Raw genomic sequence first — 24,654 nt, 5'->3', positions numbered from 1 at the left:
GTAAGAATCCGATCAAACCTTGTTGAAATATATTAACTCAGTACATCTACCAGCGTCATACAACAGTTATGAGCAATACCTCTGGATTTTCAGTCAGCAAACCTGTTGCATTATGGAATAAACCCATTAACGCTGACTTTAAAGAACTATTCAAATCACTAGGAAAAGGTGTAATAAATGGGGTCTTAGGTCAGTGGGGAGAGGTAGCCAAAGATGCTGTGGAAGCTACATCAGCACTAGGTTTAGGGTCAGCACCAGAGGAAGTTGCTTGGTTACTAATTTACCGTTCTTTGGTAGAAGCAATAGTGAGTTTGGTAAAAGGAAATCAAGAGTTACTGTTTGAAAAACCAAACCAAAGCGATCTTGAGCTATTGTGCGATCGCCTCAACGATTCCCTAGAAAGGATAGAATTGCGTATTGACCAAGATTTTTTTCGCCGTCCCAAAGATTTGCCGATTCTGGAAGCGGTTAAAACTGCTTTTGCCGACTGGTTAAAATACTTTAGCGTCAATCAGGCACAGGCACTAACAATTAGTCATCGTCTTCCTACGTATTTTGTATTTGCTTTACATGAAGAGTGGGCAAAACATCCAGAAAAATATGCTTGTTTAAAAGAAGAACTGGATACCCCGTTTACTCAAGCCAATGAACGGGAACAGTCATGGCAGCGTTATTTAGCTTGGCTACAAAAACAGGTTGAAGAACCGATGCTTTTAGAAGCTTTTGGTTTAAAACAGGTTTATGTTCCTTTACACGCCTACTATAAGCAGAAAGTTGGGGGTGAAAAATCAGAAGAATTTGAACGCCGGGTGAGAGAAGATGAGAAATATCAGCGAATTGTTCTTGATTTAGAAACTGAACTAGAAGCTTGGTTAGAAAAAGGCGATCGCAATGATGCCATTAGAGTGATTAGTGGTGGCCCAGGAAGTGGTAAATCTTCTTTTACTAAAATTTTTGCAGCTAACCAAGCAGAAAAAGGTAAAATTCCGGTTTTATTTATTCCTTTGCACCATTTTGAACCCTCGGATGATTTAGTTGATGCAGTTGGTAAGTTTGTCCGAGACGATGGCTTTCTCAGACATAATCCCCTAGATAAAGATAAGGCAGATTCTCGCTTACTGATTATTTTCGATGGTTTAGATGAACTTGCCATGCAGGGCAAAATTGCTACTGAGATAGCTCAACAATTTGTGCGTGAAGTACAAAGAAAAGTAGAGCGGTTTAATGGGCGTGAAACTTTCTTACAAGTATTAATCAGTGGTCGAGAACTGGTAGTGCAAGCAAATAGTAGCGACTTTCGCCAACCACAGCAAATATTGCATATCTTGCCATATTTCGTTATTGAAGATGAAAGAAAAAATTACATTGACGATCAAAACTTGTTGCAGCAAGATCAACGTCAGATTTGGTGGCAGAAATACGGCAATGCTAGCGGACGGGCTTATGATTGCTTACCAGAAGAGTTAAATCAAGATAACCTTACAGAAATTACTGCCCAACCCTTGCTAAATTATTTAGTAGCGTTGAGTTTTGACCAGCAAAAGAAATTTCCTACAGACGGCAACCTGAATGCAATTTATGCAAATTTGCTCACAGCAGTTTATCAGCGCGGTTGGGAGCGTCATCAACATCCGGCCATTGATGGAATTGCGGAAAAAGACTTTGTTCGCATTCTCGAAGAAATTGCTTTAGCTTCCTGGCATGGAGATGGACGAACAACAACAGTCAGAGAGATTGAAGCCCATTGTGAACACAGTAGTTTAAAGAGTCTTTTAGACAAGTTTCAGGAAAGTGCCAAATTAGGCGTAAGTCGTCTTTTGACTGCCTTTTATTTTCGGGAGAGTGGAGTTAAAGAACAGGAAAAAACTTTTGAATTTACTCACAAAAGTTTTGGTGAATATTTGACAGCGAAACGCATTGTGCGAGAAGTTAGACTCATTGATAAAAAGTTGAAAGATCGCCAGAACGATCCAGATGAAGGATGGGATGAACGCGAGGCTTTAAAAAGGTGGGCAATTCTGTGCGGTGCATCCCCTATGGATGAATACCTTTTTAAGTTTGTTGCAGATGAAATGCGTTTACAGAATCCATCGGATGTTGGCAATTGGCAGCAGACATTATGCCATCTGATTGGTTTTATGTTGCGTCATGGAATGCCGATGGAACGCTTGACTCCCAGACCTGATTTTCAAGAAGAAAATAAACAAGCACGAAATGCAGAAGAAGCGTTGTTAGCTGTCTTAAATGCTTGCGCTAGAGTGACAAAGACAGTTTCAAAGATTAAATGGCATACTCCTGAAGCTTTTGGTATCTGGATTTCACGCTTGCAAGGGCAAAGAATCAATACTTATACTGATGTGTTTTGCTTGAATTGCCTAAGTTTTTTGGATTTGCAAGGTTGCGCTTTAGTTTACAAAGACTTTTCTCAGGCTAATTTTGAACGAGTAAATCTTAAAGGGGCAAATCTTGCAGGGGCGAATCTTGGATGGACGAATTTTGAGGGGGCGAATCTTGAAAGGGCAAATCTTCTAGACGCAAATCTTGCAGAGGCAAATCTTGAAAAGGCGAATGTTCTAGAGGCAAATCTTCAAGGGGCGTATCTTCCAGATGCGATTCTTGTAGGGGCAAATCTTCAAGGGGCGGATCTTAAATGGACGAATCTTGAAGAGGCGTATCTTGAAGGGGCGAATCTTGAAGGAGCATATCTTGAAGGGGCGAATCTTGAAGGGGCATATCTTGAAGGAACATATCTTGAAGGGACGATTCTTGAGGGCGAAAATTTCGCAGACTTAAATGAGGCTTCAGGTTCAGACTCCGATAAATGACTTACAAACATTAAGAATTTGTAGAGTGTATTACATTCTTAATGCATTATTCTAGATACTTTCTATGCGTTATGCTGCTAACACACCCTACCAAAACAGCGTTAAACCCAATTGCACGCTACTACTTTGCCTTGCGACAAATCGTAGGCGATCGCAAGTCAAATCTCTTGATACGCTGAAATAAGAATTGAGAAAAACTAATCCAGTTTTCCGGTAACAACCATGCCAAAGCTGACACTGAGCGATGAACAAGTAATTGAATTAGTCAAGCAGCTACCTCCAGAAAGTAAAAGAGTAGTATTATTAGCCCTAGCACAGGAAAGTGAGCAAGAGCGAAATTCTCGTATGGAGTATGCCCAAACCCAATTACGGAACTTGTGTGCTGAACGTGGTTTAGATTGGGATAGTATGTCAGAAGATCAACGTGAGTCATTTATAGATGACTTAGTGCATGAGGACAGAGAGTGCGACCAATAGTAGTGTTTGATACAAATGTTTTGCTATCTGCTATTGGCTGGAAAGGTAGTCCTTATCACTGTATTGATTTGGCACGCCAAGGCCGGGTAAAAGGTTTAATTTGTCCAGAAATACTTGATGAACTAACCGAAAAGTTAGAACAGAAGTTGAAATTTACGCCTATTCAAGTAATTGAGACAATAGCTGATTTGCTTACTTTTCTACGATTAATCACAATTGCCAACACTTTAAATTTTCTCACTATTGACCCAAACGATAACATGGTACTAGAGTGCGCCATTGTTGGGAATGCAACTCATATTGTCACGGGCGACAAGCGGCATTTGTTACCTCTGGGCAGTTATCAAGGTATTGCAATTGTTAGTGCCAAAGATTTTCTGACGTTGGTTATACCTGAATAATCAAATGAACTTAACACTGAGGTTGAAGACTCTACACATCCCTGCATTGCATTGTTAGCCTGTGGGTAAGCGATCGTAAGATTCCGGTTCAATATCTGGTACTTTCGCTAAAACTGCGTCGTATTTTTCTCGACTGCCTCGTTTTGCTAACTCCCCTAGATAAATTTCAGTTGTGAGTGCAGCGATTTTCTCCGCAACTGCTATCGCCACAAACTGATCGATAGAAATCCCGTCTTGTTTGGCAAGTTCCTGCAAACTTTTGTACAAAGAGTCAGGAAGCTGGATGCTCAGGTTGCTCATGACATGCTCTCGCTAAACCCAAATGCATACAAATATTAAGCGATGCCTGCGGTGGTCACTGAGCTTTGTCGAAGTGCGGGCTACGCCTACGCTACTACTACATTGCCTTGCTCATGACAAAGCGTAGGCGATCGCTTTGTTATGCATAACAATGTTATGCCGTTTTTGCATTTTGTTTCCAAAGATTCTTGAAACCCGCGCAGGTGGTCACTGAGCTTCTTGCCTTGAGCGAAGCCGAAAGGTGCCGAAGTGCGGGTTTTGTCTGTATAGCCGCGATTTCTAATCGCCAAGGCATTTTTGAGCCTCAGAAGGTCAACGTCGAGCCTCAGAAGGTCAAAGTCGAGCCTCAGAAGGTCAAAGTCGAGCCTCAGAAGGTCAAAGTCGAGCCTCAGAAGGTCAACATCGAGCCTCAGAAGGTCAACATTGAGCCTCAGAAGGTCAACATCGAGCCTCAGAAGGTCAACATCGAGCCTCAGAAGGTCAACGTTGAGCCTCAGAAGGTCAACGTTGAGCCTCAGAAGGTCAACGCATAAAAACTATCTCGAAAAAGTTTAGTAAATTCCGAAATACATTTTGTATATTTGGTAGTTCTGTTTATAGACATTAACGCCTCAAAATTAAATCTTGTTATGAATACCCAAGACAAGCCCAAGAGTTTACAAGATATTGTTAAGCAACGTCAACAATCAAATTTTGTCGGTCGTGAAGACCAAATAAACCGATTTCGCCAAAATTTAGCATTACCAGTAGAAGACAATCGCCATTGTTTTCTGTTTAACGTTTCTGGTCAAGGCGGAGTTGGTAAAACTACCTTGCTGCGGCAGTTTCGGAAAATTGCTGACGAAGCAAAAATGATTTCGACTTACATTGATGAAGCTGAAAAAACTATACCAGAAGTCATGGGTCGTATCGCTGAAGAGTTAGAACAGCAAGGTTACAAACTAACGCAGTTTAGCGATCGCTACAAAGTTTACTGCCAAAAGTGCCAAGAATTAGAAACAGATCCAGAAGCTCCTCAAGGTTTTTCCGCTTTTGTTGGGAAAACTATGGTAAAAACTGGTGTGCATCTGGCGCGTCGAGTTCCAGTTGGCGGTGCTGTATTTGACTTTGTAGATGAGAATGCTTTGGCCACTCAAGCCGGCGAATGGGCGTCTTATGTTGCAAAGAAAATCACAAATAAAGATGAGGTACATTTAGTTAAAGAACCTAAAGAAGTTCTGACCCCGCTATTTTTGCAAGATATTTCTAAAATTGCTGATAAAACTCCTGTTGTCCTGTTTTTCGATACCTCAGAACGCACCGGAGAATTCCTAGAGAACTGGCTACGGGAAATTTTTGAGAACCAGCACGGTAAAGTCTCTGCCAATATATTAATGATCGTTGCCAGTCGGCAAGAATTAGATAAAAATGACTGGGCATCCTACGAAGGATTAATAGTTCGTTTGCCTCTAGAACCGTTTACAGAAGAAGAAGCCAAACAATACCTAATTCACAAAGGCATTACAGATAATCGCATTGTTGAAGTGATTTTAAACGCTTCTGGAAACTTACCCCTGCTAATAGAAATGTTAGCAGATGCTCATCCCAATCACCCCAACCAGGTAATTGAGCCTAGCAGTAGTGCTGTAAAAAACTTTTTAAAATGGATTGACGATCCCAAACGGCGACAAGTGGTGCTTGATGCTGCCATTCCTCGGTGCTTGAACCGGGATGTTATAGCCAAATTAAGAACGGAAGAAGAAGCTGATGAGCTATTTTCTTGGTTGAAAGAAACATCTTTTATCAACGAACGTAGCAACGGCTGGGTTTATCATGATGTCGTCAAAACCCAAATGTTATGCCACAAACGCCTTTCATCGCCGCAAGGTTGGGCTGACATACATGGTAAGTTGGCTCAATATTATGACAGCCTGCGGAACGATTTGCAATTGGATGAAGATAACAAACAGCGCGATCCTAGCTGGCAAAGTCACACTTTAAATGTTTTGTACCATAAATTATGTCAGTCACCGCAAAGGAATTTATTTGTAGCTCTTAATGAATTTCTTGCTCTCCTCAAAAATCAACCCACTTTTGCCCAACAATATGCAAAAACAATGCTTCAGGCTGGTAAAGATGGGGATTCTGCTGAAGTTCAGTATTGGGGTAAGCAATTAGCAAATGGGTTAAAAGCTTATGAGGAAAAACGCTATGAAGATGCTAGATATAATCGTGCTTTAGTCTACTTAGCCCTTAACCAACCACACAAAGCACAAACTGTCTTAGTACCCGCTATCAAGCTGGCTACAGAACATTGCAAAAAAGATGCTAAAGACTGGCGTAATACTTTTAATTTAGCCCTTTACTATTTGGCTGCTCAATACACTCAACAAGCAAACGATTTGTATCGCTATGCCTTATCAAAAGGTGCTTCCTCAGAATCTATTGGTAAAGCTATCCAAGACCTAAATGACTTTTTAATTGTCTTCCCTGACCATCTGCAAGCTACATCCATCCGACAGTTGTTGCTATTTTGTCTAACTAAGTCATGTAATTTGCAACCTACTCTCCAGAAAACCCACAAGTCCCAACAAGAAACTGCTAATCAATTTCCTCTCTCATAATGCAAGTCCACTCAAATGGACTTGCATTATGAGCCTGGGATTTCAACCTCTGGCACAGAAACGGGTAAGCGCAATATCTCAGCCTACTTGCATTCGAGAGACTGGCGGCTGAACGCAATTACATAAAAATGTTAAGCGAATTTTCCTTTCTTATGAGAAAGTGTGGCGATCGCTCAATGTAATTCTGTATTAAATGAGACACTACGCATAGCTTGCTTCACATTAAGAGACATAATCCAAAATTTAAAATTCAGAATGATATCAGCCAGCTAAAAACGGGATTTGTCTAAATCCACTCAAATCCCTTTGTGGCTAAAAATTCTTTAGCTGGTTCCAAAATATCTTTGCTTAAAATCAGTTTGACTTTTGGAGAACCAAGATATAAGCGAAAACGCTCAATAAATAGTTGGTTAGCAGGTTCAATCTTGCTAATGGCACTCCAGGGAATCAACAACGGCGTAAGTCCAAAGCTAAACAACGGGAAAATACTCAGATAAATCCCTTGAGAATTTGTACCAACATTTAAAGTTCCTTTGTAATACACTAAACCCACAGAACCACTTTGCATTCGGGAGAAGTTTTGTGGCGGCGCTTCTTGGGTGCTGTAGAGTTTAGCGAGGTGATTCCAGTCATGACGGAATACAAAAATCATGACTATCGTGCTAAGTGGGAAAAAAACGATATATATCCACTGCGGGGTGTGTGGCATTTGTTTTTAAGTCATTGATGATTGACGCTTCCACTGTAAGCGATGTCTAACAACAAGCCTCAGTGCGTCTACGTACTCACCAATCAATCACATTCCCTTGAATCTTTTTAAATTATCGAACCATCCCAATTAAAAATTGCTTAATAAAAATCCTTTTCATTCAAAAAACTGGCCTTAATTAAAGCCAGTTTTTTGATTTTATTACAAACTTCTAGCGGGCTTTACAGCCGAGTCTTAACGGAACACACTTGAGAAGATATTATTAAGCTTTTTCATGGAAATGTCAAGATTTTATGAATTTTTTCTTTAAAGCTTGCCATTAGATATCACTACTTCCCTTAAATTCTCAGGCTGCGCTGATAAACTCTTGTCACCAAAATGCTTATCCATTAACGCTGGAACCTGTGCAGCTTGAATTCGACTATGGCGGGTTTTATCTGGCATTACTAAATTCGGCCCGGCTTTACAGTTCTTCATACAACCAGTGCCCTTGATTGTAACTTGGTCTTCTAAACCGCGATCGCTTAAAGCTGCCTCCAACGCCTGACAAACTCCTTTACCACCGCGTTTCATACAATCAGACTTTTGACACACCAAAATAGTGGCTTTAGCCTTAGCTGGCTTTACCTTAACATTATCAATCGATGGGGGTTCTTGGACTGGTGCGATCATTTGAATTGTTGCTGTTTCAGAACGCGCCGCCATCACACGTTCAGCTTTGAGTGTAACTTTGTCTTTTTTTATATCGTATTCTCTATAACCAACAACTTGTAGCCAAGTACCTGCTGGTAGCCGCAAATCAAAAGCAGCCCGTAAGTGTTTAGCGAGTTTAACGTAGCATTCACCCTCATGAGTACTTAGCAGTAAACCTTTTAGCTTATAGCCGTCTTTAATAACAAAATCTATAAATCTGCCCTCAAGGCAAAATTTTGATACTTCCATATTGTGAGATGCACCCATTTTTTAACCTCCTTTTTACTAAAACAAGCTGTCAAGCGAGATATTCTCAGCAGTAGCAAAAAATTAGAACTGTTGATAGCGACTTTTCCAGCAACACTCAAGAGTCCAAATTTGGTCTTGACGAGAGGCTGTAAATCGCCGTACTACACTCCAAAGTTGAACAGCCGCAGTCGGATTGCTAATTTCAACTTTTAATGGCTGGTTAGTCGCACAACTACAGGGAATGTCTAACTCCTCTAAGCGTTGATAGACTTGCCAGCGGTCTACCCAATTCACCTCTACAAGGTGGTTTATTTCTATTTCAGAACTATACGATTTCAAGAGAATTGCCCTCAAAGTGCAACAAACTTGTAGTAACTACGGCCATTTAACTTCCTGCTTTTTGAAAATCTTAGTAGTCTAGCCTCTTAAAACCAGCATACCTTAAGTGCAAACAATTCTCATTAATTTTGGAAAAAAAATATAATTCTTGCAATCCCCCAATGAGGGAGATGAGGGGGATGACGAGGAATATTAAGCCAAGGAGGCATTTACTCCTCCATCTCCCCTCCTCCCTTCGGGATGGATGCACACTTAAATTTTCATGTCAACAGTAATGAGAAATATACACAACTTGATGAGCGTGCCATAATCTAGCAAACAATAAACTTAAGACTTTTAGTAAACAAAAATACAAAATATTGTGATGGCAAATTGGCTTGCTATTATTGTGAAAATGTTAATATGTAAAGAATAAGCAGTTAAAATCTATAATTGCTAAATAGCGAGGAGAACAATGTCTGAAACGCAAACTTTGTTACGGAATTTTGGTCATGTATATGACAATCCTGTGTTACTGGATCGCAGTGTAACTGCTCCAGTAACAGAAGGATTTAACGTTGTATTAGCTAGTTTCCAGGCACTGTACTTGCAGTACCAAAAGCATCATTTTGTAGTTGAAGGCTCAGAATTTTACTCTCTGCATGAGTTTTTTAACGAAAGCTACAACCAAGTACAAGACCACGTTCATGAAATTGGAGAACGTTTAGATGGACTGGGTGGTGTGCCAGTAGCTACCTTCAGCAAATTAGCAGAATTAACCTGTTTTGAGCAAGAATCTGAAGGCGTATATTCCTCTCGCCAAATGGTGGAAAACGATCTAGCTGCCGAACAAGCAATCATTGGCGTTATTCGTCGCCAAGCTGCTCAGGCAGAGAGTTTAGGCGATCGAGGTACGCGCTATCTGTACGAAAAGATTTTGTTGAAAACTGAGGAACGTGCGTATCATTTATCTCACTTCCTCGCCAAAGACAGCTTAACTTTAGGGTTTGTCCAAGCAGCTCAAAGCTAAAATTCTCATAATCTAGATTTGTCTACCTAGACTGAAAAAAAGTTGGTAGCACCAACTATTAAAATAATATAAAAAATGGCAGAGAATGGTATCCCTATTTCTCTGCCATTTTTAATTTAAGTAAACATATTTATATAATATTTAATGTTGAAAATATTTAGCAATTAGCTAGTTAAAATAAATTTTTATTTAAATAATTTCTTTGTATATAAATAAGCAGACAGATATACACCAAAATAAATCATCATTTATTGCAAGTTTCATCAGATTAAATAATAAAGATTCGCAAAAGGTTTAGAAATTTGAGCATGATAATTAAATAAAATTAGAAATACAAAATAATCATTGGGCATTGGGCATTGGGCATGGGGCATGGGGCATGGGGCATGGGGCATGGGGCATGGGGAAGAGACAAGGTAGACAAGAAAAAAGGAAAAGACTTGTTCAATAATTCCCCCTTGTCCCCTTGTCTCCCCTGCTCCCCTGCTCCCCTACTCCCCCACTCCTTCCTGTCATCAAACTTAGAAAACTTAATAATAAAAAGCACCATAGGGGGTAAAGACCCTTAAAATGATCAGGATTTCTATTCTCGTATTCCAAGGCAACGACTATGCCCCGCCGTGACGACCTCCAGAAGATTCTACTGTTAGGTTCTGGTCCAATTGTGATCGGACAAGCCTGTGAGTTTGACTACTCTGGCACTCAAGCCTGCAAAGCGCTCCGAGAAGAAGGCTATGAAGTGGTTTTGGTCAACTCCAACCCTGCAACGATTATGACCGACCCGGAAACGGCCGATCGCACTTACATTGAGCCGTTGACACCGGAATTGGTCGAAAAAGTCATCGAAAAAGAACGCCCCGATGCTCTCCTACCAACGATGGGAGGACAAACCGCGCTCAACATCGCCGTTGCTTTAGCCAAAAATGGGGTGCTGGAAAAGTACGGCGTTGAGTTAATTGGCGCTAAACTCCCAGCGATCGAAAAAGCTGAAGATCGAAAACTTTTTGGTGAAGCAATGGCAAGGATTGGGGTAGCCGTATGTCCCAGTGGCACAGCCGAATCTTTAGAAGAAGCCAAAGCTGTTGCCCGTCAAATTGGTAGTTATCCCCTAATTATTCGTCCAGCTTTCACAATGGGTGGAAGTGGCGGCGGCATTGCCTACAACCAAGAAGAATTTGAAGAAATGGCACAGGTAGGTATAGATGCCAGCCCTGTTTCGCAAATTCTCATTGACCAGTCTTTACTCGGCTGGAAAGAATATGAACTCGAAGTGATGCGTGACTTGGCAGATAACGTGGTGATTATCTGCTCCATCGAGAACCTTGACCCTATGGGCATCCACACCGGAGACTCTATTACCGTCGCTCCCGCGCAAACCCTTACTGATAAAGAATATCAAAGGCTGCGGGATATGGCAATTAAAATCATCCGTGAGATCGGTGTGGAAACTGGCGGTTCTAATATTCAATTTGCCATCAATCCAGTTAATGGCGATGTGGTTGTAATTGAGATGAACCCGCGCGTTTCCCGCAGTTCGGCTTTATCTTCCAAAGCCACGGGTTTCCCGATCGCCAAAATGGCTGCAAAATTGGCTGTGGGTTACACCTTGGATGAAATTAAAAATGACATCACCAAGAAAACTCCCGCGTCCTTTGAGCCGACAATTGACTATGTGGTGACAAAAATTCCCCGCTTTGCCTTTGAAAAGTTCCCCGGTTCTGACGCAGTGCTGACAACCCAAATGAAATCAGTTGGGGAAGCAATGGCAATTGGGCGCACATTCAATGAATCCTTCCAAAAGGCACTGCGATCGCTCGAAACCGGACGTGCTGGTTGGGGTTGCGATGGAGCCGAAAAACTACCCAGTGGCGAACAAATCCGCGCCCAACTGCGGACACCTAACCCCGATCGCATTTTCTCCGTGCGCCATGCCTTGCAACTAGGGATTAGTGCTGAGGAAATCTACGAACTGACTGGTATTGACCCCTGGTTCCTAGATAAATTTCAGCAATTGCTAGATGTCGAGAAATTCCTCAAGCGGACACCTTTGCAGCAATTGACAAAAGAGCAACTTTATGAAGTGAAGCGGGATGGATATAGCGATCGCCAGATTGCTTACGCCACCAAAACCACTGAAGATGAAGTTCGCACCTACCGCAAACAACTAGGAATCATCCCAGTTTACAAAACAGTAGATACCTGCGCTGCTGAGTTTGAAGCGTTTACTCCCTACTACTATTCTACCTACGAAGAAGAAACAGAGGTTTTGCCTGTAACCAAGCCAAAAGTGTTGATTTTGGGTGGTGGCCCCAACCGCATTGGACAAGGAATTGAGTTTGACTATTGTTGTTGTCACGCTGCATACGCCTTGAAGGATGCAGGCTATGAGACGATTATGGTCAATTCTAACCCAGAGACAGTTTCGACAGACTACGATACCAGCGATCGCCTTTACTTTGAGCCGTTAACAAAAGAAGATGTTCTTAACATCATCGAAACTGAAAATCCAGTCGGGGTAATTGTCCAGTTTGGCGGACAAACGCCGCTAAAGTTGGCTATTCCTTTACAAGAGTTTCTTAACAATGACGCATCAGGACTGCTCACTAAAATTTGGGGGACATCGCCAGATTCCATCGACATGGCAGAAAACCGGGAGCGGTTTGAAAAGATTCTCCAACAGTTGAATATTTCCCAACCACCTAATGGTATTGCGCGGAGTTACGAAGATGCGCTGATTGTCGCCAAACGTATTGGCTATCCAGTGGTGGTGCGTCCCAGCTATGTGTTGGGGGGACGGGCGATGGAAATCGTTTATTCCGATTCTGAGTTGGAACGCTACATGACCTTTGCGGTACTCGTAGAACCAGAACATCCGATTTTAATTGATAAGTTTTTGGAAAACGCGATTGAAGTCGATGTCGATGCGATCGCCGACCATACAGGAAGAGTGGTAATTGGCGGTATTATGGAACACATTGAGCAAGCAGGTATTCACTCAGGAGATTCTGCTTGTTCCTTACCTTCCATTTCCCTATCACCAGCAGTTCTCAATCAGATTCGTACTTGGACGATACAGCTAGCACAAGCATTGTCAGTCGTAGGGTTGATGAATATTCAATTTGCCGTTGTCGGTGCAAGCAGCTATTCTCCCCAAGTTTACATTTTAGAAGCCAATCCCCGCGCTTCTCGCACAGTGCCATTTGTATCTAAAGCTACGGGCGTACAGCTAGCGAAACTAGCATCCTTAATTATGTCGGGTAAAACCTTAGAGGAGCTAAATTTTACAGAGGAAGTCATTCCCATACATATTGCTGTAAAAGAAGCTGTATTACCCTTTAATAAATTCCCAGGAACTGATACAATATTGGGCCCAGAAATGAGATCCACTGGTGAGGTGATGGGGATTGACAGCGACTTTGGCCGTGCCTTTGCCAAAGCGGAGATGGGTGCTGGGGAGCGTTTACCGCTAACGGGAACTGTATTTGTATCAATGAGCGATCGCGATAAAGCTGCTGCAAGTGGTGTGGTCAAGGAATTTATCGATTTGGGCTTTACAGTGATGGCTACCCTTGGTACACGCCGAGTTCTTCTGGAGCAGGGGTTAAATATTGAATTAGTCTTAAAACTCCATGAAGGTCGTCCCCACGTCCTAGATGCGATCAAAAATCAGAAAATCCAACTTATTATCAACACACCATCAGGGGAAGAAGCCCAGACTGATGCTAGGTTAATCCGCCGCACAGCCTTAGCTTACAAAATTCCCATCATTACTACCATCGCTGGTGCAAAAGCTACTGTCGCCGCTATCCGTTCCTTACAAAATACGACTTTGGATGTAAAAACTATCCAAGAGTACTGCCCTCTTTAGGGAGTAGGAAAGCAGGGTAGTAAGGGAGCAGGAAGCAGACTTGCCGTGAGCGTAGCCGAACGAGAGCAGGGGAGCAGGGGAGACAAGGGGAATAACTACACCCAATGCCCCATGCCCCATGCCCAATTCCCGATTTACAATTCCCAATTGCCAGAAAAATTAAACAATTGTTAGAAGAGAATGAATATAGTTCTCATTGAGATACTTTAACAAATATGAGGAAAATTATTTGAATCAGATCGTTTCTTAAATTGACTTTTAGTCAACCTTCAGATAGAGACCAACATTCAATGAACTGGAAAAACCAGGAAATTTCATGTCGCCATCTAGCCAAAATATTCTCAGAAATGTTACAATTGTTAATAGGACTTTCATAAAAAATGTTTAAAAAGCAACCTTTTATCTAACTGTAGATACTTGTGAAAAATAGAAAATAACTGTAGTTTTAGCAGTTAAGAAGCCTAAATTTGATTATTATGAGCAGCCGACGACGACGACGACTTTCTCAGGCGCGTAAGTTGCAAACCATAGTACGGGTTCCCAGTCTGACTGGGTAGAACCTTAATAAATAAAGAAAGCTAAAGAAAGCATCTATCCCTTAATGACCCTACCGCCAACCCCATCATTACCAAAGAGTAGCGCCATGAAGACCGCTCAGACAGCCACAGACCTCGTGCGGACTTACCTGCGTGAGATTGGCCGTGTGCCACTTTTAACCCACGAGGAAGAGATTTTCTATGGTAAACAAGTGCAACGTTCCTGCGCTTTGCACGAATCAAGGGAATCTCTTGCCACCCAGCTAGGTTATCAACCGACTCTAGAAGAGTGGGCCAAAGCAACAAACCTAGAACCAACAGAGTTGAACGAAGCGATCGCAGATGGTGAAATTGCCAAGCGCAAGATGGTAGAAGCCAATTTGCGGCTGGTAGTCTCCGTTGCCAAAAAATACATCAAGCGTAACGTCGATTTACTGGACTTGATTCAAGAAGGTAGCATTGGTATGCAACGGGGCGTAGAAAAGTTTGACCCCACCAAAGGGTACAGATTTTCTACTTATGCCTATTGGTGGATTCGGCAAGCTATTACTCGTGCTATAGCCGAAAAAGCTCGTACCATTCGGTTGCCGATCCATATCACCGAAAAATTAAATAAGATTAAAAAGGCACAGCGCCAATTGTCTCAAAAGTTGGGACGCGCTCCTACGGCTGGGGAGCTAGCTCAAGAATTAGAATTGACGCCCAAACAAGTGCGAGAGTATTTAGAAAAGGCGCGTTTGCCTCTTTCCTTGGATTTGCGGCTGGGTGATAACTACGACACCGAACTTGGAGAAATGCTGGAAGATCCAGGCGCTTCTCCCGAAGAGTTTGTTATGCAATCTTCCCTATCTTATGACTTAGATCGCTTGATGGGCGATCTCACGCCACAACAGAGGGAAGTAATCACACTGCGTTTTGGCTTAACTGATGGGCAAGCTCTGACTCTGGCTAGAATTGGTGAAATATTGAACATCAGTAGAGAACGAGTCCGACAAATTGAACGGGAAGCCTTAAGCAAACTTCGCAAGTCTAAAGCCAACATGGATGAATATTTGGCAAGTTAGTCATTTGTCATTAGTCATTTGTCATTAGTTGTTAACAAAGGACTAAAGACCAATGACTACTGACCAATTGGTGAGAAAATACGCTGACTTTGGTACGGTTACACCTACTTCCACTCTTACGCTAGGCTGTTACATTAGTTGACAGGAAGACAAAATAACTAAGTCAAATCCAAAACAAACATTTAATATTCAAATCACAAGCACCGCAGCTAATAGTGGTAGTTAAGGAGCTAAAAAATGAGTAACCCATCCAATCGTGTCTCAGAATTTTTTAATAGCGAAGCAGAAACTAACGATTTACTATGGCAGTACGTTAAATCCTTGAGTCCAGAGACAGTTACCCAGCTATCCAAACCCACGTCTGCCGAAGTCTTTCAGGTAATGGAACGAAATATTACAGGACTATTAGGTAATCTACCTTCAGAACACTTTGGTGTTACTGTCACCACAAATCGGGAAAATTTAGGTAGGCTTCTTGCTTCTGCGATGATTAGTGGTTATTTCTTACGTAACGCCGAACAGAGAATGAATTTTGAAATGGCCCTACAAGGATCTGAAACTAACAACAGTGATGTTGATTAGAAATTTAAAATTTGGGAAATTCAACATAGTTGGGCTGATAGCTAGTCAAAGTTACAGCGATATAAATTGAAAATAAGTCTCTGCGAAATCTTTGCCGCTAATTCCCAAATATGTATCAACTAAGTTTTGTCAAATATCCAAAATAGTGAAGAATTAAGGTTGAAATTTAAACGCACAGTAACGCGGAGGTTGACGCAGAGTAACGCGGAGTCTTTGATTTCGCCTCTCTGTGAACTTCTGTAGTTTTTTGATTAGTTCAATCAATTATATGATATATGACTAGTTAGTTATAATTGCTGAACCTAGTAGAAAGTATAAAAATAACGTTCCTCTAAACTTCTGCGGTCTTAATAATAAATTTTAACCGGACACGATATTAAAGGCGTATTTATAAATGATTAATGCACATTTGTGGATAAACGAACAGTGCTAAATGACCTTTGCAATAAATTTAGACTCGGCAGAGTTACAACTAATCTGCCGAGTTTTGTTATTAGTCAAGAATCAAAATTCAGGAATTTTTCCCTACTCGCCATTCAACTATGAGTGAAACTAGTTCTTTCCCACCCCATAAAATCATTGGTGTTGCAGTAATTTGGAATGACCAAAAGCAAATTTTGATTGACCGCCGTCGTCCAGAAGGAGCGATGGGTGGTTTGTGGGAATTTCCTGGTGGTAAAATAGAGCCTGGTGAAACCATCCAAGAGTGTATTCAACGAGAAATTTACGAAGAACTGGGAATAGTAATTGAAGTGGGAGAGCATCTGATTACTATTGACCACAGTTATACAAACTTGCGCGTTACCCTCACAGTACATCACTGCCGCCATCTTACAGGTATCCCCCAACCTTTGGAATCCGATGAAATTCGCTGGGTAAATTTGGAAGAACTGGAATATTTTACTTTTCCGAAAGCAAATACTCAAATTATTGCTGCATTAAAAGGAAGTGGGGGCTAGGAAAGAAGCAGAGGGAGAAGGGGTGCAGATGAGCAGAGGAGCAGAGGAGAATAATTAATAACCAATGCCCAATACAACTCTTGGAGAGGCTGCGCCAACGGCTTCTCTACAAGACGCTACGCGTTAGCGGAGCTTTCGCTTTAGCGGCTCAGTACAAGTGCCTAATGACAAATGACAAATGACAAATGACAAATAACAAATGACCAATCCCGTAACAATCTATTAATTGCATCAGGTTGAGTCCCGCAATTTTCTACAATAGGCGCAGGGACTTTGATTTAAGGTGTCAGCAAATAAATGCCTAAAACCGTTGCCGATGTGATGAGCCGCGATCCTATTGTTGTCCGGGAGGAAACTCCACTCAAGGAAGCTATCCAAATTCTCGCAGAACGCCATATCAGCGGACTACCTGTTGTGGACGATCTCGGTAAATTGGTAGGCATTATCTCGGAAACTGATTTGATGTGGCAAGAAACTGGTGTTACTCCACCTGCGTACATTATGTTTCTTGATAGTGTTATCTATTTAAAAAATCCTGCTACGTATGACCGTGATTTGCATAAGGCTTTAGGGCAAACTGTCGGGGAGGTGATGAGTAAAAACCCGATCGCTATTTCCCCTGACAAAACTTTAAAAGAAGCAGCTACAATCATGCACGATCGCAGCGTTCACCGCTTGCCAGTACTTGATAGTACAGGTCAAGTAATTGGTATCCTGACTCGTGGTGATGTTATTCGAGCTATGGCTGCTAGTCAAGATTAGTCAAAAGTAAAGACGCGATTAATCGCGTCTGTCTTTTTTATACATTTGAAAATCAAGGATAACTAAATGAGTATTACTCCGGAGTCTGTTAAGCAATTGCTCAGTTCTGAGGATTTAGGCGATCGCTTACGTGCTGTAAATCAAATCCGCGAATTGGAACCTGCGGTTGGCTTTGAATTAATTCAAAGTGCTATTGGCGATCGCAATTCCCGTGTTCGTTACTCAGCAGTGAGTCAAATGGATACACTTGGAACCCAAGATTTACAGTTATCCTTGGATATCTTGCGCGATCGCTTGCTTCATGACTCCGAAGTAGATGTACAAGCAGCAGCAGCAGACTGTTTAGGCGCTCTGAAGTTAAGTGAAGCTTTTGAAGATTTACAGCAGCTTTATCACACAACCGAGGAATGGCTAATACAATTCAGTATTATTGCTACATTAGGAGAGTTGGGCGATCCACGAGCCTTTGAACTACTCAAAGAGGCACTTTCATCAGAAAATGAATTAGTCCAAACTGCTGCTATTAGTTCTTTGGGTGACTTGGGAGATGTACAAGCAATTCCTCTCTTGGCTCCTTATGCTACCAACCCAGATTGGCAAATTCGTTACAGACTTGTACAAGCCTTAGCTCGTTTGGGTAATCCAGAAGCCAAATCTATATTAGAAACTTTGGCTAATGATGAAGTAGATGCGATCGCAAGCGAAGCTAAACAATCTTTGCAGTCAGTTTAAGTCTATCTAATACCAATTTGAAAAAAGAATGCGACAAATAGACTATTTGTAGAGACGCGATTCATCGCGTCTTTACCCAAGAATGTGTTGCAATCATTAATTGAATTGGTATAAGGTTAAGAAAATTCACCATTCATATAGATTTATCTGACAGTATAAAAAATTCGACCTGGTTGGGAGAATTTGCATTCCACCCAGATCGAATAGATTAATTAGAGTTACTTTTAGCAATTAAAGGTAACTTTTTTATATTTAGGATAGGACTATTGAATGGCACTTTTGCGGCGGCGAGACATAACCATGCCAGCACCAACTAAACCTAAACCTAGCATTGTGGTTGGCTCAGGAACGCTAACTGCTTCGAGAGTTAAGTGGTACTCGCTTGTTTTTCCATTAAGAGAAGCACCCAAATTGCCAATCCCAATAGTTTTTCCATTGAAATTAAATTTCCCCGTAATCCCATCCAATATTACGTCATTAATGTTGGTAGCCGATTTCCGAGTTCTGGTAACTACAGAATCATCTAGATCAAAGGTCAGAAGCGCAGTAGTACTACCCAAGGTTCGCGAACCGAAATTAATGAACGGGGTGTAAACGCCTGTAGAATATGTAGCTGTTGTGCTTGATATATTAGCTATCTTGGTTAAATTTAGAGTGTTAATGGTAATACCTGTGCCTGATAAGCTTGGTGAGAAGGCGGCAAAATCACCATTAGTATCAATACCATCAACATCGACAAATTTAATACTGGTAGTAGCTGGATTGATTCCATCACTAGGAACGATAGATGTACCAGTAAGACCAATACTTCCGTTCAAGGTTACAGCTTGAGCCGAACCAGCAGATGTAAACACCCCAGCAGTAGCCAAGGGGATTGCAAAACTAGCAGCTAAAGTAGCGTTTAGTAATTTAGATTTAAAATTAATCATGAGTGTTTGAGAGTCCTAATAATAACCTGGAACAGAGAAATCGATTGCTTGACCTTTACTATCAGTAATCTATTTAAAATACTGTCAGTGAAAGCGAAACTTGCGTGATGTATTTCTTATCTCCATAAAATCACATAGACTTAGAACCTGCAATATTTACTGAGTGGTCTTCATCACATCTTCAATTAACAAATAGTCTTCATAAAATTTTAATTTCTTACATATCTGCGCTTCGTATATCTCTTACTCTCTAGGGTTGAAATTATTGGCAATAGCTCCAACTTCAATAAAAATTATTTACGCAAATATACTTACAATAGTATACAAAAATACTATTGGCAGCTAAACTCTATTTTAGATAAATGGAGTATGAAGTGTATCTATAATCTTTCTAGTTACTAAATATTTAGTGAAACGGTTCCTCTCATAGAATAAATGGGAGGAACCGCTGTATTTGTTTACTATAGATAGTCTTTTTGAATATTTGTAACAAATAGCTAGTTGCTAGCTATTATCTCTGTTCTCAAATCTGTCAGATTTTTTAAATGCTAAGAGCCATATACCTGTGGCCAGGTTGTCACAACAAAAACTACAACTGCGGCGATCGCTAACAATCCTTGAATCAAATTTCCAACCAAAGACCCAACTACAATTCCTATACCTGCTTTAACCGCTAACCCAAATTCACGTCGGTAAAGGTACTCACCAATAATTGCTCCCAAAAGCGGGCCTAGTAAAATTCCTAATAATGGCCCCCCAAAAGGTAAAGTTGGCAATAATCCCAAAAATCCTACCACCAAACCAACAATTGCGCCAATTTGCCCCCACTTGCTAGCTCCAGCTTGTTTTGCTCCTACATAGCTAGCTAAAAAATCTACTCCGACACTGAGCAGTAAAACTATAATTGTCACAATTAGTGGAATCTTGATAACTGCAAAAGAACTACTAACGATGCCCCAGACAATAATTGCAATTAAAATTAAGCTGCTACCGGGAATGGCTGGAACTACAGCACCAATAATACCCACAACCATTACAGCAACTAATAGCCAATAAATAATTTGCATAGATTAATTGTAAATTTCCAAATTCTCTCATTGGGGCGCACATCTGTTATTGGTGTCAACTTAAGCTAGAAGCCTTTTCAAATCCCGTTTCCAGCGAAATGCTGCTCCTGGCGGCAGAGCCTCTAGGACGGCATTCCCAGTCGGAGACTAGAAACGAGACAACGAAACAATATCTAAAAGCTGGTTCTAGGCTGGCTTTCACGTTAAGTTGACACCAATGCACATCTGTAATCCCCTACTGTTTATTCTATCTGGGTAAGATAGCGAAAAATGCCTAGTACAATGTAGTGCAAGTTTGCCTAATGCTTCTAAACTGCTATTTAAAAGCTCAAAACCTATGACGAGAAAAATATTAACTGGACTAAGTTCGGAAGCCTACGAGCACCCCTTCGATCGCAAAGCCTTGGCTTCTTTACAAAATATGCCCGGTGTCTCACTACTACTCAAAAAAATTAACGAATACGGTATCGATCGCCTACTTAGACTGCAAAGTCTTGGTAGTGAAATCAGAATTTCGCCCCGTAATTTTCCCGAATTACATCAAGCATTTGTAGAAACCTGCCAAATTCTTGATGTTGCTCCACTTCCTGAATTGTATCTATTTCGAGGCACAGGTCACATTCAAAGCTACATTGTTGGCGTAGAAAAACCCATTGTCGGTATCAATTTAGATGCAATGGAGTGGCTTGGCGTAGATGAGTTGCTTTACATTTTCGGACATGAAGTCGCTCGCATCAAAAGTCAGCACATGGTTTATCACCAAATGGCAATTGTTATGCCAACTTTGAAAAATTTGTTGAGCAGTACCACACTCGGAGTCGGTGGCTTGGTAGCTGGCGGAATGGAACTAGGTTTGTATAATTGGCGAATGATGGCTAGATTCACTGCCGATCGGGCTGCAATGCTTGCTTGTCAGGATATTGACGTAGCAACTACTACACTGATGAAACTTGCAGGTTTACCAGATGAGTACTTGACTACTACTGTAATTGAAGATTTTCTTATCCAAGCCCGTGAATTTGCATCCAATAACTTTGATAGCGTGGATAAAGTCACTAAAATATTAAGTTATACAGAGCCTGGGCTTTCTTGGATAGTTATGCGGGCTGGCGAATTATTAAAATGGGTTGATTCAGGAGCTTATGATAATTTAATTCAACAGACAAATTTAAATATCCCGGAAGAACCAGAAGAAAAAGAAGCAAAGACACCAGAAGAAAAGGAAGGTTGGAATTTTTTGACTTCTTGGTGACTTAATAATTCGTAATTCGTAATTAACTATAGATACAAGCAAGTTAATTTGAGTAGGAATTACAAATTACGAGTTATTGTCCCACATGACCAAGCTAAATTTTTACGTCACTTAGTTGGATAAAGTCGAGTCAAGAGTAACGGCTAATTTATCAGCAATTCCTGCAATCCAGTTTTCATCTTGTTTGGTGTAACTGCGAGGAGCATTCGCGCCCAAAATTAACGCACCTTGGTTGCCAATAGGTTGACAAATTACACCTTGAGTATTTTCTGGTAAATAATCAAATTCAACTCTACCTGGATATATTTTTAGAGCAACTAAATAAATCGGCTTTTGTTTTTCGAGTACCTGTTTTAAGATTACTCCTGGCACAACCTCAGATTTAGTACCCAGAATCCCGCGACGCAACAAAACTTTACCTTGATAAAAAACCACGAGCGATCGCGTTACTGTATTAGTCAACAATAAATGAGATGCCCAAGCTAGCTCTGTTTTTACGGCTTCGGGTAAATCTGGTGCGAGTACAAAACCTTCTTCTCCTATTAGTTCTACAGTATCAGGCGATCGCGGCTGAACTTGCTGCCAAATTAAACCTGTCAAAATTAACACCGCACTCAAAATCACGCCCACTACATCACCACGCGATTGAGATTGGGTTAATTCCGGTGTTAATAAACGGTTAATCAATAAAAGTACAGCGCCTAGACCACCTACAACAATGGGTAGACGCCGCAAAACTCGATTAGGATCGGGTTTAGTCATTTGTCATTTGTCATTTGTCATTTGTTATTGAGCATGGGGCATTAGTTATTATTATTTTCCTCTGCCCCCTGCTCCCCTGCTCCCCTGCCCCCCTACCTCATCTCCTCACTCTTCCCCTGGTTCAATAATCCGCTGGAAAAGATAACCAGTACCCCGCGCGGTGAGAATCAATTCTGGGTTGCTAGGATCGTCTTCTAATTTTGCCCGCAAACGCGATATATGCACATCTACTACGCGGGTATCCACATGGCGTTCTGGTGTATAACCCCATACTTCCTGCAAAATTTCCGAACGAGAAAAAGCTTCTCCAGAGCGACTGACTAACAACTCTAACAAGCTGAACTCCATACCCGTCAATCGAATCCGCTCATCGCCTTTGTAGACTTGTCGCTTATTCGTATCGATTTTAATATTCGCGACATGAATTACCCCAGAACTGGGAATTCCAGAAGCACCGTTTTTATCTACTCGCCGCAGCACCGAGCGAATCCGGGCTTCTAGCTCCTTGGGGGAAAATGGTTTAACTACATAGTCATCAGCACCCAATTCTAAGCCGGTGATGCGATCGGCGACATCACCCAAAGCTGTTAGCATAATAATGGGGACATCTGATTCTTTTCGTAATTCTTGACATACACCATAGCCGTCTAACTTTGGCATCATTACATCTAAAACTACCAGGTCAGGCTCAGTTTTGCGAAAAGTATCCAAAGCTTCTTCCCCGTCGCCAGCGGTCACTACATCGTAGCCAATCATGGAAAGGCGTGTTTCCAAAATCCGGCGAATGCTGGCTTCGTCGTCTACCACCAAGATTTTTTCTTTATGGCTTTCCAAGTTTCTCTAGGCTCCTTGACTAAAAATTTACATGATTAATTTTTAATACCATAATATTAAGATATCATTCTATGAATTGATTTGGAAAAAGCTCTAAATACCACATATTATTAGTTTTTAGTTTTTTTCAAGAATTAAGTAAATATTAAGATTATTTAATAAGATTTAAGAATGGCAAAGCCAAAAACCTTTTTTGTTTGTAATGAATGTGGAGCAGAATCGCCCCAATGGTTTGGTAAGTGTCCAGCTTGCGGCACTTACAACTCTCTAGAAGAACAAATTTCGATTCAATCCTCAGTAGATGTACCCAGTCGGGGGGGAGTGAGTGGTTGGCAATCAACTCAAAGCAATGGCAAATCTCACGCTAAACCAGCTAAAGCGCGAGCCTCCTTAACATTTAACCAAATTACCGATCGCCAAATCGCTCGCTGGGAGTCTGGTTATGGAGAATTAGATCGAGTACTTGGCGGTGGGGTTGTCCCTGGCTCTATGGTACTGATTGGTGGCGATCCAGGGATTGGTAAATCGACTTTATTGTTGCAAGTATCTAATCAATTAGCACAGAAATATCGCATCCTTTACGTAACCGGTGAAGAATCAGGACAGCAGGTAAAATTACGAGCTTCTCGGTTGGGAGTATCAAAACCCCTAAGTATGGTAAACGAGGAGAAGGTAACAGTAGTAGTAGAAGATACTACGATTTCTATAGACCCTGACAGTATAGGTGCAGATTTATATGTACTGCCAGAAACAGATTTAGAAGAAATTTTACGGGAAATAGACTCTCTCAAACCAAATGTGGCGGTAATTGATAGTATCCAAACAGTGTTTTTTCCGGCGTTGACTTCTGCACCAGGTTCAGTGGCTCAGGTACGAGAATGTACCGCAGCACTGATGAAAGTGGCGAAGCACGAAGATATCACCATGCTGATTGTGGGACACGTCACCAAAGAAGGAGCGATCGCTGGGCCAAAAGTTTTAGAACATTTAGTCGATACAGTGTTGTATTTTGAAGGCGATCGCTTTGCTTCCCATCGGTTATTACGGACAGTCAAAAACCGTTTCGGCGCAACTCACGAAATCGGCATCTTTGAAATGGTGACAGATGGATTGCGAGAAGTCTCCAATCCCTCAGAGCTATTTTTAGGCAACCGTGACGATCCCGCACCAGGTACTGCCATTGTCGTGGCTTGTGAAGGCACTCGCCCGATCGTTGTAGAATTGCAGGCTTTAGTGAGTCCTACCAGCTACCCTTCCCCTCGGCGTGCTGGAACTGGCGTAGACTACAACCGCTTAGTGCAAATTCTTGCCGTCTTAGAAAAACGAGTGGGAATTCCCATGTCCAAGTTAGATTCTTACGTTGCTTCGGCGGGTGGGTTGAATGTAGAAGAACCGGCGGTAGATTTAGGAATTGCGATCGCAATTGTCGCTAGTTTCCGCGATCGCATCGTCGATCCCGGTACAGTATTAATCGGTGAAGTTGGGTTAGGTGGACAAGTGCGATCAGTTTCCCAAATGGAACTAAGGTTGAAAGAAGCAGCTAAATTGGGATTTAAAAGAGCGATCGTCCCTAAAGGACAAAAATTCCCCGATCTTGATATCGAGATTTTACCCGTTGCCAAAGTAATAGATGCGATTATCGCCGCCATCCCGCATCAAGAATTGACAGCCGACGATTTAGAACCTGATGAAGATGAGTAAC

General features: G+C 41.5%; 22 protein-coding genes. 14 read left to right on the top strand and 8 right to left on the bottom strand.

What is annotated here, in order from left to right:
- Positions 1-68 precede the first annotated feature (68 nt).
- From RMZ42_RS01885 to RMZ42_RS01875, 3 genes are all read left to right on the top strand, one after another.
- Positions 69-2,825, top strand: coding sequence for a pentapeptide repeat-containing protein (locus RMZ42_RS01885; RefSeq protein ID WP_322669785.1), 2,757 nt, complete (start codon positions 69-71; stop codon positions 2,823-2,825).
- Between the two features lie 222 nt (positions 2,826-3,047).
- The gene (locus tag RMZ42_RS01880; protein WP_322669784.1) at positions 3,048-3,302 is read left to right on the top strand and encodes a hypothetical protein; all 255 of its coding nucleotides are present in this window, start codon (positions 3,048-3,050) and stop codon (positions 3,300-3,302) included.
- Entirely contained in the window at positions 3,290-3,703 is a 414-nt protein-coding gene (locus tag RMZ42_RS01875; RefSeq protein WP_322669783.1) for a putative toxin-antitoxin system toxin component, PIN family, read from the top strand. The genes RMZ42_RS01880 and RMZ42_RS01875 overlap by 13 nt, the downstream gene beginning before the upstream one ends.
- Positions 3,704-3,757: 54 nt before the next feature.
- On the opposite strand, the gene RMZ42_RS01870 is transcribed toward RMZ42_RS01875, so the two are convergent.
- Positions 3,758-4,003: a toxin-antitoxin system HicB family antitoxin gene (locus RMZ42_RS01870; protein ID WP_322669782.1), complete on the bottom strand. Its 246-nt coding sequence runs from the start codon at positions 4,001-4,003 to the stop codon at positions 3,758-3,760.
- Between the two features lie 188 nt (positions 4,004-4,191).
- Between RMZ42_RS01870 and RMZ42_RS01865 the strand changes: the two genes are divergently transcribed.
- Both RMZ42_RS01865 and RMZ42_RS01860 read left to right on the top strand, forming a co-directional pair.
- Positions 4,192-4,536, top strand: coding sequence for a hypothetical protein (locus RMZ42_RS01865; RefSeq protein WP_322669781.1), 345 nt, complete (start codon positions 4,192-4,194; stop codon positions 4,534-4,536).
- Positions 4,537-4,632: 96 nt separating this feature from the next.
- Positions 4,633-6,606 carry an ATP-binding protein gene (locus tag RMZ42_RS01860; protein WP_322669780.1) on the top strand — a complete coding sequence of 658 codons (1,974 nt, stop codon included), beginning with the start codon at positions 4,633-4,635 and terminating at the stop codon, positions 6,604-6,606.
- Between the two features lie 286 nt (positions 6,607-6,892).
- Here the strand turns inward: RMZ42_RS01860 and RMZ42_RS01855 are convergent, their stop codons facing one another.
- The 3 genes from RMZ42_RS01855 to RMZ42_RS01845 all read right to left on the bottom strand — a co-directional run bounded on the left by RMZ42_RS01855 (position 6,893) and on the right by RMZ42_RS01845 (position 8,596).
- Positions 6,893-7,258 carry a hypothetical protein gene (locus RMZ42_RS01855; RefSeq protein WP_322669779.1) on the bottom strand — a complete coding sequence of 122 codons (366 nt, stop codon included), beginning with the start codon at positions 7,256-7,258 and terminating at the stop codon, positions 6,893-6,895.
- Between the two features lie 363 nt (positions 7,259-7,621).
- Positions 7,622-8,275, bottom strand: a complete 654-nt coding sequence (locus RMZ42_RS01850) for a (2Fe-2S) ferredoxin domain-containing protein (protein WP_322669778.1) — start codon at positions 8,273-8,275, stop codon at positions 7,622-7,624.
- 63 nt (positions 8,276-8,338) lie between these two features.
- Positions 8,339-8,596: an Asr1405/Asl0597 family protein gene (locus RMZ42_RS01845; RefSeq protein WP_322669777.1), complete on the bottom strand. Its 258-nt coding sequence runs from the start codon at positions 8,594-8,596 to the stop codon at positions 8,339-8,341.
- A 454-nt stretch (positions 8,597-9,050) separates the two neighbouring features.
- Between RMZ42_RS01845 and RMZ42_RS01840 the strand changes: the two genes are divergently transcribed.
- From RMZ42_RS01840 to nblB, 7 genes are all read left to right on the top strand, one after another.
- Positions 9,051-9,605, top strand: a complete 555-nt coding sequence (locus tag RMZ42_RS01840) for a Dps family protein (protein ID WP_322669776.1) — start codon at positions 9,051-9,053, stop codon at positions 9,603-9,605.
- 610 nt (positions 9,606-10,215) lie between these two features.
- Positions 10,216-13,473, top strand: coding sequence for a carbamoyl-phosphate synthase large subunit (gene carB, locus RMZ42_RS01835; protein ID WP_322669775.1), 3,258 nt, complete (start codon positions 10,216-10,218; stop codon positions 13,471-13,473).
- A 643-nt stretch (positions 13,474-14,116) separates the two neighbouring features.
- On the top strand, positions 14,117-15,073 hold the full coding sequence (locus RMZ42_RS01830) for an RNA polymerase sigma factor, RpoD/SigA family (RefSeq protein WP_322669774.1): 957 nt from the start codon (positions 14,117-14,119) through the stop codon (positions 15,071-15,073).
- A 237-nt stretch (positions 15,074-15,310) separates the two neighbouring features.
- Positions 15,311-15,655, top strand: coding sequence for a DUF760 domain-containing protein (locus RMZ42_RS01825; protein WP_322669773.1), 345 nt, complete (start codon positions 15,311-15,313; stop codon positions 15,653-15,655).
- Positions 15,656-16,197: 542 nt separating this feature from the next.
- Entirely contained in the window at positions 16,198-16,614 is a 417-nt protein-coding gene (gene mutT, locus RMZ42_RS01820; protein ID WP_322669772.1) for an 8-oxo-dGTP diphosphatase MutT, read from the top strand.
- Positions 16,615-16,911: 297 nt separating this feature from the next.
- Complete coding sequence (locus tag RMZ42_RS01815) at positions 16,912-17,376, top strand: CBS domain-containing protein (RefSeq protein WP_322669771.1); 465 nt, start codon at positions 16,912-16,914, stop codon at positions 17,374-17,376.
- Positions 17,377-17,442: 66 nt separating this feature from the next.
- A complete protein-coding gene (nblB, locus tag RMZ42_RS01810; protein ID WP_322669770.1) occupies positions 17,443-18,108 on the top strand; it encodes a phycobilisome degradation protein NblB in 666 nt (221 codons plus the stop codon).
- Between the two features lie 263 nt (positions 18,109-18,371).
- Here nblB and RMZ42_RS01805 read toward each other — a convergent pair whose 3' ends face one another.
- Both RMZ42_RS01805 and RMZ42_RS01800 read right to left on the bottom strand, forming a co-directional pair.
- Positions 18,372-19,037 (bottom strand): PEP-CTERM sorting domain-containing protein, encoded by a 666-nt coding sequence (locus RMZ42_RS01805; protein ID WP_322669769.1) that lies wholly within the window; start codon positions 19,035-19,037, stop codon positions 18,372-18,374.
- Positions 19,038-19,585: 548 nt separating this feature from the next.
- On the bottom strand, positions 19,586-20,104 hold the full coding sequence (locus tag RMZ42_RS01800) for a DUF456 domain-containing protein (RefSeq protein WP_322669768.1): 519 nt from the start codon (positions 20,102-20,104) through the stop codon (positions 19,586-19,588).
- 337 nt (positions 20,105-20,441) lie between these two features.
- Between RMZ42_RS01800 and RMZ42_RS01795 the strand changes: the two genes are divergently transcribed.
- The gene (locus RMZ42_RS01795) at positions 20,442-21,356 is read left to right on the top strand and encodes a M48 family metallopeptidase (protein ID WP_322669767.1); all 915 of its coding nucleotides are present in this window, start codon (positions 20,442-20,444) and stop codon (positions 21,354-21,356) included.
- Positions 21,357-21,467: 111 nt separating this feature from the next.
- Here RMZ42_RS01795 and RMZ42_RS01790 read toward each other — a convergent pair whose 3' ends face one another.
- Positions 21,468-22,118 carry a cofactor assembly of complex C subunit B gene (locus RMZ42_RS01790; protein WP_322669766.1) on the bottom strand — a complete coding sequence of 217 codons (651 nt, stop codon included), beginning with the start codon at positions 22,116-22,118 and terminating at the stop codon, positions 21,468-21,470.
- Between the two features lie 105 nt (positions 22,119-22,223).
- On the bottom strand, positions 22,224-22,952 hold the full coding sequence (rpaB, locus tag RMZ42_RS01785; protein ID WP_292866575.1) for a response regulator transcription factor RpaB: 729 nt from the start codon (positions 22,950-22,952) through the stop codon (positions 22,224-22,226).
- A gap of 171 nt (positions 22,953-23,123) precedes the next feature.
- On the opposite strand from rpaB, the gene radA reads away from it, so the two are divergent.
- Entirely contained in the window at positions 23,124-24,653 is a 1,530-nt protein-coding gene (gene radA / locus RMZ42_RS01780) for a DNA repair protein RadA (RefSeq protein ID WP_322669765.1), read from the top strand.
- Position 24,654: the final 1 nt, after the last annotated feature.

Source organism: Nostoc sp. DedQUE05, from assembly GCF_034530955.1.
In the GTDB taxonomy this organism is placed as follows: Bacteria; Cyanobacteriota; Cyanobacteriia; order Cyanobacteriales; family Nostocaceae; genus Nostoc.
This window is presented reverse-complemented; position numbering and strand designations above follow the sequence as displayed.